The organism is Caballeronia sordidicola (assembly GCF_001544455.2).
Lineage (GTDB): Bacteria > Pseudomonadota > Gammaproteobacteria > Burkholderiales > Burkholderiaceae > Caballeronia > Caballeronia sordidicola.
On sequence record NZ_FCOC02000026.1, the window covers coordinates 43,471 to 61,535 of the forward strand.

Genomic DNA, 18,065 nt, shown 5'->3' on the forward strand with positions numbered 1-18,065 from the left:
TCAAGTTCGACCGCCGCGACCGTATCGACGGGCAAAATCGCTGTGCTATAATTCGCGACTTGCCGTATGTGGGGCCGGGCTTTAAATCCCGCAGAAACACGTCCGGCAAGGAATCCAAAGCCGTATTACTGGCCTAGGGAAAGATGTAGAAAACCCACGGCACGGCCCTTCTTCCGTGACCGCCTGTCCGTATCAAAGGAAAATCAAATGTCTACCGTAGTTGCTCATGCAAAGAAGTCCGACGTCGTCGCAGAATATGCGCGCGGCGCAAATGACACGGGATCGCCTGAAGTGCAGGTTGCACTGCTCACGACTCGTATCAATGAACTGACCGTTCACTTCAAGGCTCACACGAAGGATCACCACAGCCGCCGCGGTCTGCTGCGCATGGTGAGCCGCCGTCGCAAGCTGCTCGATTACCTCAAGGGCAAAGACGCTGACCGTTATCGCTCGCTGATCGAAAAGCTGGGCCTGCGCAAGTAAGCGGCTAGCGTTCACAACGAAATGCCTGTGTCAGTTTGCTGATACAGGCATTTTGTTTTTGAACGGCGCGCTCGCAATCAGCGCGTAGTCATCGCAAGCAGCAAAAACAGTGGGAATTATCGAAGGCTTGCATTAAAGCCAAACCGGATCGGAAACCGATTCGACTACAGGGCCGGGCTTCGCCGCAGAGCTTTGTGTCATTCCAGCGCGTCATGCGCATTGCGTGTCGTGTTGCGTTGGAATGACATACACCCCTCTCTTGCGCGGCTGTCGGCCATCGCTTGGCTTCGCGGGGTTTATCGGCGTGTGCGGGGGTTCCGGAGGGTCCGGAACGCACGACAACACGTGGGAATGCCGCGGGGCATAACGAAGAAGGAGTGAGAATGTTTAAGAAAATCGTCAAGGAATTCAAGTGGGGACAACACAACGTTCGCCTGGAAACAGGTGAAATCGCGCGCCAGGCAAGCGGCGCCGTGATCGTTGATGTGGAAGATACCGTAGTGCTCGCGACGGTTGTCGGCGCGAAGACGGCAAAGCCGGGCCAGGACTTTTTCCCGCTGACCGTCGACTATCTGGAAAAGACCTACGCAGCCGGCAAGATCCCAGGTGGTTTCTTCCGTCGCGAAGGCCGTCCGTCCGAAGGCGAGACGCTGATCTCGCGCTTGATCGACCGTCCGTTGCGTCCGCTGTTCCCGGAAGGCTTCTATAACGAAGTCCAGGTCGTGATTCACGTGCTGTCGCTGAACCCGGATGTGCCCGCGGACATTCCTGCGCTGATCGGCGCGTCGGCGGCTCTGGCCATCTCCGGCCTGCCGTTCAACGGCCCGGTGGGCGCTGCGCGCGTTGCGTACATCAACAATGAATTCGTGCTGAACCCGACGCGTCCGCAGATGAAGGAATCGGCGCTCGACCTGATCGTGGCCGGTACGGAACGCGCGGTGCTGATGGTGGAATCGGAAGCGCAGCAACTGACAGAAGAAGTGATGCTCGCCGCCGTGGTGTTCGGTCACGACCAGATGCAGATCGCTATCGATGCAATCCATGAACTGGTGGCCGAAGGCGGCAAGCCGGAATGGGACTGGGCGCCGGCTGCGAAAAACGAGCCGCTGATTGCGCGCGTGTCCGAACTGGCGCAAGCCGAACTGCTGTCCGTTTATCAGATTCGCGACAAGTCGGCGCGCAGCGCGAAGCTGAAGGAAGTGTACGCATCGACGACCGCGAAGCTGACCGAAGAAGCCGTTGCCCGCGGCGAAACGCCGGCTGACAAGGCGACCATCGGCAACGTGCTGTTCGACATCGAAGCGAAGATCGTCCGTACGCAGATCCTGAACGGCGAGCCGCGTATCGATGGCCGCGACACCCGCACTGTCCGCCCGATCGAAATCCGTACCGGCGTGCTGCCGCGTACGCACGGTTCAGCCTTGTTCACGCGTGGCGAAACGCAGGCGCTGGTCGTGGCCACGCTTGGCACGAAGGGCGACGAGCAGAACATCGACGCGCTCGAAGGCGAGTATCGCGAACGCTTCATGCTTCACTACAACATGCCTCCGTTCGCGACCGGCGAAACGGGCCGCGTCGGTTCGCCGAAGCGCCGTGAAATCGGTCACGGCCGTCTCGCCAAGCGCGCGCTCGCCGCTTGCCTGCCAAGCGCCGATGAATTCGGTTATTCGATCCGCGTGGTATCGGAAATCACGGAATCGAACGGTTCCTCGTCCATGGCGTCGGTCTGCGGCGGCTGTCTCGCGCTGATGGACGCCGGTGTCCCCATGAAGGCGCACGTGGCGGGTATCGCGATGGGCCTGATCCTCGAAGGCAACAAGTTCGCGGTGCTGACGGACATCCTGGGCGACGAAGATCACCTGGGCGACATGGACTTCAAGGTGGCGGGCACGGCGCAAGGCGTGACGGCGCTGCAGATGGACATCAAGATCCAGGGCATCACGAAGGAAATCATGCAGGTCGCGCTCGCGCAGGCGAAGGAAGGCCGCATGCATATCCTCGGCAAGATGACGACGGCGGTTCCGGGCACGAACACGAACCTGTCGGATTACGCGCCGCGCATGATCACCATGAAGATCAATCCGGAGAAGATCCGCGACGTGATCGGCAAGGGCGGTTCGGTGATCCGGGCGTTGACCGAGGAAACCAACACGACCATCGATATTTCAGATGACGGCGTGGTGACCATCGCGAGCACGAGCAGCGAAGGCATGGCGGAAGCGAAGAAGCGCATCGAGAACATCACGGCCGAAGTGGAAGTGGGCCAGGTCTACGAAGGTCCGGTACTCAAATTGCTGGACTTCGGCGCGATCATCAACATCCTGCCGGGCAAGGATGGTCTGCTGCACATCTCGGAAATCGTCAACGAGCGCATCAAGGACATCAACGATTACTTGAAGGAAGGCCAGATCGTGAAGGTCAAGGTCATCCAGACAGACGAAAAGGGTCGCGTGCGTTTGTCGGCAAAGGCGTTGCTGGCTGAAGGCGGCGAGCCGATTCAACCGATCCAGCCCACGCAGCCGCAGTAATGCGGTAAGTTGGAATGGCCGGCGCGCGGAGCTCGCGTGCCGGCCGTTTTGAATGTCACGGTTCGATTGTGATTCGATGTTATTGCGGGTTAGGTTCCCCGAGTCCGCAATGCCATGAAATTACATCGCTGTTTCACGAAGTCCGACTCGAAGGAATACGCAGATGAAAGCGATCGAAATCACCGAATTTGGCGCGCCCGAAGTTCTCAAGCTTGGCGAGCGTCCCATGCCGGAACCCAAGGCTGGCGAAGTGCTTATCAAGGTCGCGGCGTCGGGTGTGAATCGTCCGGATGTGTTTCAGCGCAAGGGCGGTTATGCGCCGCCGCCGGGTGCGTCGGATCTGCCGGGGCTGGAAGTGGCGGGTGAAATCGTGCGCGGTTACTTCGATCCGAAGCACAATCCGTTCGGCCTGAAAGCGGGCGATCGTGTATGCGCGCTGCTCGCGGGCGGCGGTTACGCCGAGTACGCCTGCGCGCCGCTCGAGCAATGCCTGCCGGTGCCGAAGGGGTTGACGGATATCGAAGCGGCGTCGCTGCCGGAAACGTTTTTTACCGTGTGGAGCAACGTGTTCGAGCGGGCGCACCTGGGCAAAGGCGAAAATGGCGCCGAGGAAACGTTGCTGATTCAGGGCGGGTCGAGCGGCATTGGCGTGACGGCCATCCAGATTGCCAAGGCGCTTGGACATCGCGTGTTCGTGACGGCCGGATCCGACGAAAAGTGCCAGGCTTGCGAGAAGCTCGGCGCAGAGCGGGCGATCAACTACAAGACGGAAGATTTCGTCGATGTCGTCAAGTCGCTGACGAATGACCGCGGCGTGGACGTGATCCTCGACATGGTTGCGGGCGATTATCTTCCCCGCGAATTGAAAGCGCTGGCCGACGGTGGCCGCGTGGTCGTCATCGCGACGTTGGGTGGATCGAAAGCCGAGATCAACCTGAATGAGGTGTTGCGCCGTCGTCTGGTGATTACCGGGTCGACCCTGCGACCGCGTGCAGTTGCGTTCAAGGGCAAGGTCGCGGCGCAGTTGAAGGAACATGTGTGGCCGGAAGTCGAGGCCGGGCGCATCAAACCGGTGATTCACGAGGTTTTCCCCGCCGATCAGGCCGCTGCGGCGCATGAACTGATGGAAGGCAGTACGCACATTGGCAAGATCGTGCTCGACTGGAGCAAGGTCGCCTGACTGTGAACTGAATTTAGATCTGAGATAAAGCCGCCACCAGGATTTCGGCGTTTGACCGTTTTCCGCCACGCACAGTAAAATCGCATGTTGTACTGGGGCGGCGTGCCCAAAAGTTCCGGCTCCGGTTATTTTTCCACCTACTGATCGGCAGCCTCGCTGCTACGACGAGACAAATGCCGAAAGAACAAGCCAAACGCGCAAAGCTGGTGGTCGGAAACTGGAAAATGCACGGCCGGCTCATCGAAAACGCCGCGTTGCTGCAAGCAGTTGCCGCCGGCGCCGCGGGTTTGCAGAAGGGCGTGCGCATGGGTGTGTGCGTGCCGATGCCGTATCTTGCACAAGCGCAGGCGTTGCTCGCCGGATCGGTGGTTGCGTGGGGCGTGCAGGATGTATCGGCTCACAAGCAGGGTGCTTACACTGGCGAAGTCGCAGCTGGCATGGCGGCGGATTTCGATGCAACCTACGCGATCGTCGGCCATTCAGAACGGCGCGCCTATCACCATGAGCACTCGGACCTGGTGGCGGTGAAGGCGCAGCGCGCGCTCGAAGCAGGTCTGACGCCAATCGTGTGCGTGGGCGAGACGCTGGAACAGCGCGAGAATGGTTCGACCGAGCAGGTTGTCGGAACGCAGCTTGGGGCTGTTCTGCTGGTGTTGAGCGAAGAACAGGCGTCGAAGATCGTTGTCGCGTACGAACCGGTCTGGGCGATTGGTACGGGCAAAAGCGCGACGACGGAGCAGGCCCAGAAAGTTCACGCATTCTTGCGCGCGCAACTCGCGGCCAAGGGCGCAATGGTAGCAACAGTGCCCGTACTTTATGGCGGCAGCGTCAAGCCGGAGAACGCGGAAGAATTATTCGCGGAACAGGACATCGATGGTGGATTGATTGGTGGCGCAGCGCTGAAGTCGAACGATTTTCTTGCGATTTGCCAGGCTGCACAAAACGTTTCGGCTTAATCGCCGAGTTCGAGCTTTCGAAGATGTAAGTATTTAAAAGCGCGACGCAACAGTGTCGCGTGAACATTAAAAAGTCGGGTGAACGAAATGCTGTATTTAAAGACATTGATTATTGTCGTCCAGTTGTTGTCGGCGTTTGGCGTTATTGGCCTCGTATTGCTGCAACACGGCAAGGGTGCCGATATGGGCGCTGCTTTTGGCAGTGGCGCGTCCGGAAGTCTCTTCGGCGCGACCGGTTCGGCGAACTTCCTGTCGCGTACGACGGCTGTCCTCGCGGCGGTGTTTTTCATCTCCACGCTGACGCTGACTTACCTCGGAAGCTATAAGCCTGCGGCGTCCGCAGGCGTACTGGGCGGGGCTGCCGTGACCGCGCCGGCTGCAAATCCGAACGTCGGCGCATCGGCTGCGGCTGGTGGTTCGGCGCCGATTGCATCGTCGGCTCCGGGCTCGGATGTCCCGAAATAAATTTTCGCGTACCGCGCCTTTTGTGCGTTGAACAAACTGCTTAACCCAGTTATAATTTTGTTCTCGAAGCGATTACCGGCAATTAGAAGTTGTTTTACCGGATTGCAAGACAGTGCCGACGTGGTGAAATTGGTAGACACGCTATCTTGAGGGGGTAGTGGCGAAAGCTGTGCGAGTTCGAGTCTCGCCGTCGGCACCAAGAGTTATCCAATGCCAGCCGCATGCATTGCTTCGGCTGGCATTGTCACTTCTGGCGAGTGAATATGTAAGGGTTCTTACGTATCATGCGCCTTAAGTTGAAAATCGGTCAGGCAGTCGTCCTGACCGGCACACCAGATCAAACCGATTTGAGGATAGTCGTGAATCTCTCAGCCTATTATCCCGTCTTGCTGTTCCTCGTCGTGGGCACCGGTTTGGGTATCGCTCTCGTCAGCATCGGCAAGATCCTCGGTCCCAACAAGCCTGACACTGAAAAAAACGCGCCTTACGAGTGCGGCTTCGAGGCTTTCGAAGACGCGCGGATGAAGTTCGATGTGCGCTATTATCTCGTCGCTATTCTGTTCATTATTTTCGACCTTGAAACCGCCTTCCTGTTTCCGTGGGGCGTGGCCCTGCGCGACATCGGCTGGCCGGGTTTTCTGTCAATGATGGTTTTTCTGCTCGAATTCCTGCTGGGTTTCGCCTACATCTGGAGAAAGGGTGGGCTTAACTGGGAGTGAAGGGCGTCGGGTCGAGGGTCACCCGATCACCGGATTGCTGGGCGGCTATGGCTGGCTGCTCATCTGGAGTGAAAGCAAATGAGTATCGAAGGGGTCTTGAAGGAAGGGTTTGTCACCACCACGGCTGACAAGCTGATCAATTGGACGCGCACGGGTTCGTTGTGGCCCATGACGTTCGGTCTTGCGTGTTGCGCGGTCGAGATGATGCATGCGGGCGCTGCCCGCTATGACCTGGATCGTTTTGGCGTGGTGTTTCGTCCGAGTCCGCGGCAGTCGGACGTGATGATCGTCGCCGGCACGCTGTGCAACAAGATGGCGCCCGCGCTGCGCAAGGTGTATGACCAGATGGCCGAGCCGCGCTGGGTTATCTCCATGGGTTCATGCGCCAACGGCGGTGGTTACTATCACTATTCGTATTCCGTGGTGCGTGGCTGTGACCGGATTGTTCCGGTCGATGTCTACGTGCCAGGGTGCCCGCCGACGGCTGAAGCGCTTGTCTACGGCGTGATCCAGTTGCAGGCGAAGATTCGCCGCACCAGCACGATCGCCCGCCAGTAAGCGGGGTCGACCAGCGTGGCCGTACAAGGTCGTGACGCCATCAGCATGCCGGTCCGCGTCACAGAAGTCCCATTAAGCTCCATTAAGCGTCACCAAGGCCTGAGCCTCCCCAAATATGGCAAGCAAACTCGAGACCCTGAAAGCGAACCTCGAGGCGGCGTTCGGCGACCGCCTGCATAGCATTACCGAGTCGCTCGGGCAACTGACTGTCGTCGTCAAGGCGGCAGACTACGCCGATGTAGCGCTCAAATTGCGCGACGATCGCTCGCTCGGTTTCGAGCAGCTCGTCGATCTGTGTGGCGTCGACTACTCCACGTACGGCGACGGCGCCTACGAAGGTCCGCGTTTCGCGGCCGTCCTCCATCTTCTTTCGATCGCCAACAACTGGCGTCTGCGCGTGCGCGTCTTCGCGCCGGACGACGAAGTGCCTATCGTCGCCTCGGTGGTGGACGTGTGGTCGTCGGCGAACTGGTACGAGCGCGAGGCATTCGACCTGTTCGGCATTGTGTTCGAAGGGCATCCGGACCTGCGGCGCATTCTCACCGACTATGGTTTCATCGGCCATCCGTTCCGCAAGGACTTCCCGGTGTCGGGATATGTCGAAATGCGTTACGACCCGGAAGAAAAGCGCGTCGTGTACCAGCCCGTGACGATCGAGCCGCGCGAAATCACGCCGCGAGTGATCCGCGAGGACCGCTATGGCGGTCTGAAACACTAAGAGAACGCCATGGCAGAGATCAAGAACTACACGCTCAATTTCGGCCCGCAACACCCGGCTGCGCACGGTGTGCTGCGCCTCGTGCTGGAGCTCGACGGTGAAGTGATTCAACGCGCCGACCCGCATATCGGCCTCCTGCATCGCGCTACCGAAAAGCTCGCGGAATCGAAGACCTTTATTCAGTCCGTGCCGTACATGGACCGTCTCGACTATGTGTCGATGATGGTCAACGAGCACGGCTATGTGCTGGCAATCGAAAAGCTGCTTGGCATCGATGTGCCGGTGCGCGCGAAATATATCCGGGTTCTTTTCGACGAAATCACGCGCGTGCTGAACCACCTGATGTGGATTGGCTCGCATGCGCTCGACGTCGGCGCAATGGCGGTTTTTCTGTATGCGTTCCGTGAACGTGAAGACCTGATGGACGTGTACGAAGCGGTATCCGGCGCACGGATGCACGCGGCGTATTACCGTCCGGGCGGTGTGTATCGCGACCTGCCTGACGCAATGCCGCAATACAAGGCGTCGAAAATCCGCAATGCGAAGGCGTTGTCGCGCATGAACGAGACGCGTCAGGGTTCGCTGCTTGATTTTATCGACGACTTCTTTACGCGCTTCCCTAAATGCGTGGACGAGTACGAAACGTTGCTGACCGACAACCGTATCTGGAAGCAGCGGCTTGTCGGTATTGGCGTGGTCAGTCCTGAGCGCGCATTGCAGCTCGGCATGACCGGCGCGATGCTGCGTGGCTCGGGCATTGAATGGGATTTGCGCAAGAAGCAGCCATATGAAGTCTACGACCAACTGGATTTCGATATTCCGGTGGGCGTGAACGGCGACTGTTACGACCGTTACCTCGTGCGCGTGGAAGAGATGCGTCAGTCCACGCGGATTGCGAAACAATGTATTGAGTGGCTTCGCAAGAATCCGGGCCCCGTGATGATCGACAATCACAAGATTGCGCCGCCTTCGCGCGTGGGCATGAAGACCAACATGGAAGAGCTGATTCACCACTTCAAGCTCTTCACCGAAGGTTTTCACGTGCCGGAAGGCGAGACGTATGCGGCGGTCGAGCATCCGAAGGGCGAGTTCGGCATCTATCTGGTTTCGGATGGCGCGAACAAGCCGTATCGATTGAAGATTCGTGCGCCGGGCTATGCGCATCTTGCTTCGCTCGACGAAATGGCGCGCGGCCACATGATTGCGGACGCGGTGACGATCATCGGGACGCAGGACATCGTGTTCGGCGAGATCGACCGCTGACATGGCATCGCGGAAATCCGCCGTACTATGCCGGCCTGCTCGCGCAAAAGCGTTGAACAGGTCTGCAAACCAACAACAGCAGGACGCCAGGTCTGCCGCAAAAGAAGGGCGCGGCGGGTTTTCGTTCGGTAGGAACTGAAAGAGTCGTGTCTGAAATGATCTCAGCTGAAGGCCTGAAAGAAATTGATCGCGCGATCGCGAAATATCCCGTGGAGCAGAAGCAGTCCGCGGTGATGGCGGCGCTGACTGTCGCTCAGGAAGAGCATGGCTGGCTGTCGCCGGAAATCATGCAGTTCGTGGCCGACTATTTGAGCATGCCGTCTGTGGCCGTGCAGGAAGTCGCGACGTTCTACACCATGTACGAGACTGCGCCGGTCGGCAAACACAAGATCACGCTCTGTACGAACCTGCCGTGCCAGCTTGGTCCGGACGGCGGTTCTGAGAGCGCTGCGGAATACCTGAAGCAAAAGCTTGGCATCGACTTTGGCGAAACCACCGCTGACGGCAAGTTCACCTTGAAAGAAGGTGAATGCTTTGGCGCGTGCGGCGATGCACCCGTGTTGCTCGTGAACAATCATCGTATGTGCAGTTTCATGAGTCGCGAGCGGATCGACACGCTCCTCGAGGAACTATCGAAATGACGTCTCTTCACGACCGCCACATCCAGCCCCTGATTCTCGCCGGTCTCAACGGCGAAAACTGGCACCTCGAAGACTATGTGGCGCGCGGCGGTTACGCCCAGTTGCGCCGTATTCTCGAAGAAAAAATTCCGCAGGAGCAGGTGATTGCCGACGTCAAGGCGTCGGGTCTGCGTGGACGCGGCGGTGCGGGTTTCCCGACCGGGCTGAAGTGGAGCTTCATGCCGCGTCAGTTTCCGGGGCAGAAGTACCTTGTCTGCAATTCGGACGAAGGCGAACCGGGCACGTTCAAGGATCGTGACATCCTGCGCTGGAATCCGCATGCGTTGATCGAAGGCATGGCCATTGGCGCGTACGCCATGGGCATCACGGTCGGCTACAACTATATTCACGGCGAGATTTTCGAGGTCTACAAGATCTTCGAACAGGCGCTTGAAGAAGCGCGTGCGGCTGGGTATCTGGGCGCGAATATTCTTAGCTCGGGCTTCTCGTTCGAACTGTATGCGCACCATGGTTATGGCGCGTATATCTGCGGCGAAGAGACGGCGCTGCTCGAGTCGCTGGAAGGCAAGAAGGGTCAGCCGCGCTTCAAGCCGCCTTTCCCGGCGAGCTTCGGCGTGTACGGCAAGCCGACCACGATCAACAACACCGAAACGTTCGCAGCCGTGCCGTTCCTGTTGGCTATCGGCCCGCAGAAGTATCTGGAGATCGGCAAGCCGAACAACGGCGGCACGAAGATTTTCTCGGTTGCGGGCGACGTCAATCGTCCGGGCAACTTCGAAGTGCCGCTCGGTACTTCGTTTCAGACCTTGCTCGAACTGGCCGGCGGCGTGCGCGGCAAGTCGGTGAAGGCGGTGATTCCGGGTGGATCGTCGGCGCCGGTTGTCCCGGGCGAGCTCATGCTGGCTACCGACATGGACTACGACTCGATCGCGAAGGCCGGATCCATGCTGGGCTCGGGTGCGGTCATTGTCATGAACGAAACGCGCTGCATGGTGCGCTCGCTCTTGCGCCTGTCGTACTTCTATTACGAGGAATCGTGCGGTCAGTGCACGCCTTGCCGCGAAGGCACGGGCTGGCTGTATCGCGTGGTGCATCGGATCGAACACGGACTGGGGCGCAAGGAAGACCTGGATCTGCTGAACTCGGTCGCCGAAAACATCATGGGCCGCACCATTTGTGCGCTCGGCGACGCGGCGGCCATGCCGGTGCGCGGCATGCTGAAGCACTTCTGGGACGAATTCGAATATCACGTCGAGCACAAACATTGTCTCGTCGACGGACATGCGCATCATGCGCACACGTCCGAAGCGCTTACCGCGTGATCAGTGATCAGGCCAAGGACCATTCCCCATCATGGTTGAATTAGAAATCGACGGCAAAAGCGTAGAAGTGCCTGAAGGCAGCATGGTGATCCAGGCTGCGCATAAGGTCGATACATACATTCCTCACTTTTGCTATCACAAGAAGCTGTCGATCGCGGCGAACTGCCGGATGTGCCTGGTCGAAGTGGAAAAGATGCCCAAGGCGGTTCCCGCCTGCGCCACGCCGGTGTCGGCGGGCATGATCGTGCGCACGAAATCGGACAAGGCCGTGAAGGCGCAGCAGTCCGTCATGGAATTCCTGCTGATCAATCACCCGCTCGACTGCCCGATTTGCGATCAGGGCGGCGAATGCCAGTTGCAGGATCTGGCCGTGGGTTACGGCAAGTCGCAGTCGCGCTACAACGAAGAAAAGCGCGTGGTGTTCCATAAGAACGTGGGACCGCTGATCTCCATGGAAGAGATGACGCGCTGCATTCATTGCACGCGTTGCGTCCGCTTTGGTCAGGAAGTGGCCGGCGTGATGGAACTCGGCATGCTGGGTCGTGGCGAGCACTCGGAAATCACGTCGTTTGTTGGCAAGACCGTGGACTCGGAACTGTCCGGCAACATGATCGACCTGTGTCCGGTCGGCGCGTTGACGAGCAAGCCGTTCCGCTACAGCGCCCGTACGTGGGAACTGTCGCGCCGCAAGTCGATCAGCCCGCACGATTCTGTCGGTGCGAATCTGGTTGTTCAGGTGAAGAACAACCGCGTGATGCGCGTTCTGCCGATGGAAAACGAGTCCATCAACGAATGCTGGATCTCGGACAAGGATCGCTTCTCGTACGAATCGCTAAACAGCGACGACCGTCTCACGCAGCCAATGCTGAAGCAAGGCGGCAAGTGGATCGAGACCGACTGGCAGACGGCGCTGGAATACGTGGCGAAGGGCATCAAGGGCATTACGGCCGACCATGGCGCGAATCAGATCGCTGCCCTGGCCACGCCGCACAGCACAGTCGAAGAACTGTATTTGCTCAAGCAGTTGGCTGAAGGCGCGGGTACGCCCAACGTCGATTTCCGCCTGCGTCAGAGCGACTTCTCCGCGCCGGTTTCGGATGGCGCGCCGTGGCTTGGCGTGAAGATCGCGGATCTGTCGAATATCGATACGGCGTTTATCGTCGGCTCGTTCCTGCGTCGCGATCATCCGTTGTTCGCGGCCCGCTTGCGGCAAGCAGCGAAGGGCGGCGCGATGCTCACGTTCCTGCACGCAACCAATGACGACTCGCTGATTCCCGCCGCGCATCGCGTGGTTGCGGCGCCTTCGGAATGGCTCGAGCACCTTGGCGGTATCGCTGTTGCGGTCTCCGAAGCGCGTGGCGTTGCTGCGCCGGAAGCGTTCGCTGGGCGTGAAGCATCGGCGGCGGCGAAGGACATTGCTGCGTCGCTGTCGGCTGGTGACAAGCGCGTGCTGCTGCTCGGCAACAGCGCGGTTCAGCATCCGCAGTTCGCGCAGATCCTGGCTGTGTGCCAATGGATCGCGAACGAAACGGGCGCAACGCTGGGTTATCTGACGGAAGCTGCAAACACGGTTGGCGCGCATCTTGTCGATGCATTGCCGGGCGAAGGTGGCCTCAATGCACGCGAAGCGTTCGAGCAGCCGCGCAAGGGCTACGTGCTGTTCAACGTGGAACCGGAATTCGATACCGCCAACCCTGCTCAAGCGCTCGCCGCCTTGAAACAGGCTGAAATGGTCGTTGCGTTGTCGGCGTTCAAGCACGGCATGGACTACGCCGACGTGTTGCTGCCGATCGCTCCGTTCACGGAAACATCGGGTACGTTCGTCAACGCCGAAGGTACGGCGCAGACGTTCAACGGCGTGGTCCGTCCGCTGGGTGAAACGCGTCCGGGCTGGAAGGTGCTGCGCGTGCTTGGCAGCATCCTGGGCCTGAAGGGTTTCGAATTCGATACCGCCGAAGAAGTCCGCGACGCTGCATTGGGCAAGGGCGACCTGAGCGCGCGTCTGTCGAACAAGAGCAGCGCGGCCATCAAGCCGGTGACGAAGGCTGCATCGAATCCAGGCCGCTTCGAGCGCCTTGCCGACACGCCGATCTATCACGCCGACGCATTGTCGCGCCGCGCCGAATCGTTGCACCTGACGGCTGCCGCGCGCGATGCAAACGTGGTTGCGCTGCCGACGTCGCTGTTCGAAGAACTCGGGCTTACTAACGGCGACGCCGTGCGCGTCGCTCAAGGCGGTCTCTCGGTAACCCTGCCGGCGGTTCGCGACGCGAATCTGGCGGAAAGCGTGGTGCGTGTGTCGGCGGGAACGCCGGCCGGCGCGGCGCTCGGGGCTCTGTTCGGTGAACTGGTAGTGGAGAAGGCGTAAATGGGCTTGTTCGATACGATCAACGCAGGCGGGACGCAGATCCTCGGTGTCGCCTGGCCCACCGTGTGGGCGGTCATCCGCATTCTCGTGGTGTCGGTGGTGATCCTGCTGTGCGTCGCGTACCTGATTCTGTGGGAACGCAAGCTGATCGGCTGGATGCACGTGCGTCTCGGCCCGAATCGCGTGGGTCCGCTCGGGCTGTTGCAGCCGATTGCCGACGTGCTGAAGCTGCTGCTGAAGGAAGTGATTCAGCCAACGCAAGCCAGCCGCTGGATTTACCTGATCGCGCCGATCATGACCGTGGTGCCCGCGTTCGCGGTGTGGGCGGTGATTCCGTTCCAGGCGAAAGCGGTGCTGGGCGACGTCAACGCCGGGCTGCTCTACGTAATGGCGATCTCGTCGATTGGCGTGTATGGCGTGATCCTGGCCGGCTGGGCGTCGAACTCGAAATACGCGTTCCTTGGCGCCATGCGCGCCGCGGCGCAAATGGTGTCGTACGAAATTTCGATGGGCTTCGCGCTCGTCGTCGTGCTGATGGTCACGGGCAGCCTGAACATGTCGGCTATCGTGGTCTCGCAGGAACATGGCATCTTCGCGAACTGGGGCATCAACTTCCTGTCGTGGAACTGGCTGCCGCTTCTGCCCATGTTCGTCGTGTACTTCATCTCGGGCATTGCCGAAACAAACCGTCACCCGTTCGACGTGGTGGAAGGCGAGTCGGAAATTGTTGCGGGCCACATGATCGATTACTCGGGCATGGCGTTCGCGCTGTTCTTCCTCGCCGAGTACATCAACATGATCGTGATCTCGGCGATTGCATCGACCTTGTTCCTTGGTGGCTGGAGCGCGCCGTTCGGTTTCCTGTCCTTCATCCCGGGCATTTTCTGGTTCGTGCTGAAGATCTTTTTCCTGCTGTCCGTATTCATCTGGGCCCGTGCGACGTTCCCGCGTTATCGCTACGACCAGATCATGCGCCTTGGCTGGAAAATCTTTCTGCCGGTGTCGGTGGTGTGGGTGGTCGTGGTCGGATTCTGGATCATGTCGCCGCTGAACATCTGGAAATAATGGGCGGATGAAAAAACCATGAACGCATTACAGAATTTCTTCAAGACGTTTTTTCTGACCGAGTTGCTGAAAGGCCTCGCGCTGACGGGTGGTTACCTGTTCCAGCGCAAGGTGACGGTTCAGTTTCCGGAGGAGAAGACGCCGATCTCCCCGCGTTTTCGTGGCCTGCACGCATTGCGCCGATACGAAAACGGCGAAGAGCGCTGCATCGCATGCAAGTTGTGCGAAGCCGTGTGCCCGGCGCTCGCGATCACCATCGAATCGGAAACGCGCGCCGACAACACGCGCCGTACCACGCGTTATGACATCGACCTGACCAAGTGCATTTTCTGCGGGTTCTGCGAAGAAAGCTGCCCGGTCGATTCGATTGTCGAAACGCACATTCTCGAGTATCACGGCGAGAAACGCGGCGACCTGTATTTCACGAAAGACATGCTGCTCGCAGTGGGCGACCGTTATGAAACGGAGATTGCCGCTGCGAAGGCGGCTGACGCGCCTTATCGGTAAAGCGAAGCGGGGCGCATGAGTCATCGCGCCTTTTGCTGTTCCTGCATTTGAATTGACCTGCTGTTCCGGCCCGCGCGCCATGGTTGTAAGTTGCGTCCTTCAAACGATGCGACACGGCGCGCTTGTGTCAAAACACAAAGCCTAACGATGAACCGGTAATCATGGAATTCACGACCGTACTGTTTTACATCTTCGCGCTACTGCTGGTTGTTTCGGCGCTGAAGGTGATCACTTCGCGCAATCCTGTGTCATCCGCGCTGTTCCTCGTGCTCGCGTTCTTCAACGCGGCCGCGATCTGGATGCTGCTCGAAGCCGAATTCCTCGCCATTCTGCTGGTTCTCGTCTATGTCGGCGCGGTCATGGTGCTGTTCCTCTTCGTGGTGATGATGCTCGACATCAACCTCGACGTGCTGCACCGGGACTTCAAGCGATTCGTGCCCATAGCCAGTATCGTGGGCGCGATCATCATTATCGAAACGGCCCTGATCCTGTGGCACGGCTACGGCGCGACGGTGACGCCGGTACACGACGCCATGCTGGTCAACGGCGTGGGCGCAGGCGTGGGTCCGAACGAAGTGATGTCGAACTCGCACCTGATCGGCAAGGTGATCTACACCGACTACATCTTCGCGTTTGAAATCGCAGGCCTGATCCTGCTGGTCGCGATCATCGCAGCAATCTCGCTGACCATTCGCGAGAAGAAGGACAACAAGCGCCAGAGCGTGAGCGACCAAGTCAAGGTGCGAGCCAAGGATCGTGTGCGGATTGTGAAGATGAAGTCCGAACAGGAAGCGCCGGATGCCACGACCAACCCGCCCGTTACCGGCAATGCCGGCGCCGGCACGGTCGACAACAAAGGCTGAGGAGAAAAACAATCATGTTGAGTCTTGCCCATTACCTCGTGCTCGGCGCGATCCTGTTCGCGATCAGCATTGTCGGCATTTTCCTGAACCGGCGTAACGTGATCATCATCCTGATGGCGATCGAACTGATGCTGCTGGCGGTGAATACCAACTTCGTCGCGTTCTCGCACTATCTTGGCGACATCCACGGCCAGATTTTCGTGTTCTTCGTGCTGACCGTCGCGGCAGCCGAGGCGGCCATCGGTCTCGCCATTCTGGTCACGTTGTTCCGCAGTCTCGACACGATCAACGTCGAAGATCTCGATCAGCTCAAAGGTTAATTTCAGGCAAGACAGATATGTCCACGACACTCAATGAAAACCTTCTGCTTGCGATCCCGCTGGCGCCGCTTGCCGGTTCGCTGATAGCGGGGCTGTTCGGCTGGAAGATCGGCCGCCGCGGCTCGCACAGCATCACCATTCTCGGTGTGGCGATCTCGCTGGTGCTTTCGTGTTTCGTCTTCCTCGACGTCATGAACGGCGCGAGCTTCAACGCGACCATCTACGAATGGATGACGGTCGGCCCGCTCAAGATGGAGATCGGCTTCCTGGTCGATTCGCTGACCGCGATGATGATGGTGATCGTCACCTTCGTCTCGCTGATGGTGCACATCTACACGATCGGCTACATGGCCGACGAAGAAACGGGCTACGAGCGCTTCTTCTCGTACATCTCGCTCTTCACGTTCTCCATGCTGATGCTCGTCATGAGCAACAACTTCCTGCAGTTGTTCTTCGGCTGGGAAGCGGTGGGTCTCGTGTCGTATCTGCTGATCGGTTTCTACTTCACGCGTCCGACAGCCATCTACGCGAACATGAAGGCGTTCCTGGTCAACCGCGTGGGCGACTTTGGCTTCCTGCTTGGCATTGGCTTGTTGCTGGCGTTTGCCGGATCGCTGAATTACGGCGATGTCTTCGCGCATCGCACGGAACTGGCCGGCATGACATTCCCCGGTACCGACTGGGGCCTGCTGACGGTCGCGTGTATCTGCCTGTTCATTGGCGCGATGGGTAAGTCGGCGCAATTCCCGCTGCACGTGTGGCTGCCCGATTCCATGGAAGGCCCGACGCCGATTTCTGCACTGATTCACGCGGCGACCATGGTGACGGCCGGTATCTTCATGGTCACGCGCATGTCGCCGCTGTTCGAATTGTCGGATTCGGCGCTGTCGTTCGTCACGGTGATCGGGGCAATCACGGCCTTGTTCATGGGCTTCCTTGGCGTGGTGCAGAACGACATCAAGCGTGTGGTGGCTTATTCCACGCTGTCGCAGCTCGGCTACATGACGGTCGCGCTTGGCGTGTCGGCTTATCCGGTTGCGGTGTTCCACCTTGCAACGCACGCGTTCTTCAAGGCACTGCTGTTCCTTGGCGCGGGTTCGGTGATCATCGGCATGCATCACGACCAGGACATGCGCAACATGGGCGGCCTGCGCAAATACATGCCAATCACGTGGATCACTTCACTGCTCGGTTCACTGGCCTTGATCGGTACGCCGTTCTTCTCGGGCTTCTATTCAAAAGATTCGATCATCGACGCGGTGAAGCTTTCGCATCTGCCGGGTTCGGGTTTCGCGTACTTCGCCGTGGTTGCAAGCGTGTTCGTTACCGCGCTCTATTCGTTCCGTATGTACTTCATGGTTTTCCATGGCAAGGAGCGTTTCCGCGGTCCGAAGCATCCGGAAAGCCCGATGGCGATCGAAGCCGCAGCGCATGCGCACGATTCGCATGGTCATGATTCGCACGGCCACGACGATCATGGTCATGGTCATGGCCCGCACGTGCCGCACGAAACACCTTGGGTAATCACGCTGCCGCTGATCCTGTTGGCGATTCCGTCGGTGATCATTGGCGCGCTGGCGATCGGTCCCATGTTGTTCGGCGATTTCTTTGCTCACGGCGTTGTGTTCGACCGCGTGATTTTTATCGGCGAGAACCATCCGGCGCTGCACGAAATGGCCGAGGAATTCCACGGCTGGTTCGCAATGGGCCTTCATTCGGTCGCGGGTCTGCCGGTATGGCTCGCACTCGCGGGCGTGGTGGTGTCGTGGTTCCTGTATCTCAAGCGGACGGATCTGCCGGGCGTGATCAAGCAACGCTTCCTGCCGATCTACAACTTGCTCGATAACAAGTACTACCTCGACAAGATCAACGATGTCGTATTTGCAAAGGGTGCGGTCGCCATTGGCCGCGGACTCTGGAAAGAGGGCGATGTCGCCGTTATCGACGGTATCGTCAACGGTCTCGCGAAGTTCGTCGGCTGGTTTGCCGGTGTGATTCGCTTCCTTCAATCCGGTTACATCTATCACTACGCGTTCGCCATGATCATTGGCATGTTGGGGCTCTTGACCCTGTTTGTAACGCTCGGCGGCAAATAAGGCGGGGACACCT

The 18,065-nt window shown here is 59.1% G+C and carries 17 protein-coding genes and 1 tRNA gene; all 18 read left to right on the plus strand.

The features are described 5' to 3' along the window. Positions 1-207: 207 nt before the first annotated feature. Entirely contained in the window at positions 208-483 is a 276-nt protein-coding gene (gene rpsO, locus AWB64_RS27155; RefSeq protein ID WP_060858505.1) for a 30S ribosomal protein S15, read from the plus strand. Positions 484-860: 377 nt separating this feature from the next. Further along, on the plus strand, positions 861-3,011 hold the full coding sequence (gene pnp, locus AWB64_RS27160; protein ID WP_208603323.1) for a polyribonucleotide nucleotidyltransferase: 2,151 nt from the start codon (positions 861-863) through the stop codon (positions 3,009-3,011). 163 nt (positions 3,012-3,174) lie between these two features. After that, positions 3,175-4,191, plus strand: coding sequence for an NAD(P)H-quinone oxidoreductase (locus AWB64_RS27165; protein WP_060858507.1), 1,017 nt, complete (start codon positions 3,175-3,177; stop codon positions 4,189-4,191). Between the two features lie 173 nt (positions 4,192-4,364). Then, positions 4,365-5,147 (plus strand): triose-phosphate isomerase, encoded by a 783-nt coding sequence (gene tpiA / locus AWB64_RS27170; protein WP_082850646.1) that lies wholly within the window; start codon positions 4,365-4,367, stop codon positions 5,145-5,147. A gap of 87 nt (positions 5,148-5,234) precedes the next feature. Beyond that, entirely contained in the window at positions 5,235-5,612 is a 378-nt protein-coding gene (secG, locus tag AWB64_RS27175) for a preprotein translocase subunit SecG (RefSeq protein ID WP_060858509.1), read from the plus strand. A gap of 114 nt (positions 5,613-5,726) precedes the next feature. Then, a tRNA-Leu gene (locus tag AWB64_RS27180) sits at positions 5,727-5,811 on the plus strand. Positions 5,812-5,971: 160 nt separating this feature from the next. After that, the gene (locus AWB64_RS27185) at positions 5,972-6,331 is read left to right on the plus strand and encodes an NADH-quinone oxidoreductase subunit A (RefSeq protein ID WP_060858547.1); all 360 of its coding nucleotides are present in this window, start codon (positions 5,972-5,974) and stop codon (positions 6,329-6,331) included. A 78-nt stretch (positions 6,332-6,409) separates the two neighbouring features. Then, entirely contained in the window at positions 6,410-6,889 is a 480-nt protein-coding gene (locus AWB64_RS27190; protein ID WP_027819582.1) for a NuoB/complex I 20 kDa subunit family protein, read from the plus strand. 115 nt (positions 6,890-7,004) lie between these two features. Next, positions 7,005-7,607: an NADH-quinone oxidoreductase subunit C gene (locus AWB64_RS27195; protein ID WP_060858510.1), complete on the plus strand. Its 603-nt coding sequence runs from the start codon at positions 7,005-7,007 to the stop codon at positions 7,605-7,607. A gap of 9 nt (positions 7,608-7,616) precedes the next feature. Further along, positions 7,617-8,870, plus strand: a complete 1,254-nt coding sequence (locus tag AWB64_RS27200) for an NADH-quinone oxidoreductase subunit D (protein WP_060858511.1) — start codon at positions 7,617-7,619, stop codon at positions 8,868-8,870. 155 nt (positions 8,871-9,025) lie between these two features. Then, positions 9,026-9,511: an NADH-quinone oxidoreductase subunit NuoE gene (gene nuoE / locus AWB64_RS27205; protein WP_060858512.1), complete on the plus strand. Its 486-nt coding sequence runs from the start codon at positions 9,026-9,028 to the stop codon at positions 9,509-9,511. Beyond that, a complete protein-coding gene (nuoF, locus tag AWB64_RS27210) occupies positions 9,508-10,833 on the plus strand; it encodes an NADH-quinone oxidoreductase subunit NuoF (RefSeq protein ID WP_060858513.1) in 1,326 nt (441 codons plus the stop codon). The genes nuoE and nuoF overlap by 4 nt, the downstream gene beginning before the upstream one ends. A 31-nt stretch (positions 10,834-10,864) precedes the next feature. After that, on the plus strand, positions 10,865-13,201 hold the full coding sequence (gene nuoG, locus AWB64_RS27215) for an NADH-quinone oxidoreductase subunit NuoG (RefSeq protein ID WP_060858514.1): 2,337 nt from the start codon (positions 10,865-10,867) through the stop codon (positions 13,199-13,201). Beyond that, positions 13,202-14,266, plus strand: a complete 1,065-nt coding sequence (gene nuoH / locus AWB64_RS27220; RefSeq protein WP_060858515.1) for an NADH-quinone oxidoreductase subunit NuoH — start codon at positions 13,202-13,204, stop codon at positions 14,264-14,266. Between the two features lie 18 nt (positions 14,267-14,284). Next, complete coding sequence (gene nuoI / locus AWB64_RS27225) at positions 14,285-14,773, plus strand: NADH-quinone oxidoreductase subunit NuoI (protein WP_050381450.1); 489 nt, start codon at positions 14,285-14,287, stop codon at positions 14,771-14,773. Positions 14,774-14,934: 161 nt separating this feature from the next. After that, the gene (locus AWB64_RS27230) at positions 14,935-15,636 is read left to right on the plus strand and encodes an NADH-quinone oxidoreductase subunit J (RefSeq protein ID WP_060858516.1); all 702 of its coding nucleotides are present in this window, start codon (positions 14,935-14,937) and stop codon (positions 15,634-15,636) included. A gap of 14 nt (positions 15,637-15,650) precedes the next feature. Continuing rightward, positions 15,651-15,956, plus strand: a complete 306-nt coding sequence (gene nuoK, locus AWB64_RS27235) for an NADH-quinone oxidoreductase subunit NuoK (protein ID WP_031360677.1) — start codon at positions 15,651-15,653, stop codon at positions 15,954-15,956. 17 nt (positions 15,957-15,973) lie between these two features. After that, positions 15,974-18,052, plus strand: a complete 2,079-nt coding sequence (gene nuoL / locus AWB64_RS27240; RefSeq protein WP_060858517.1) for an NADH-quinone oxidoreductase subunit L — start codon at positions 15,974-15,976, stop codon at positions 18,050-18,052. Positions 18,053-18,065: the final 13 nt, after the last annotated feature.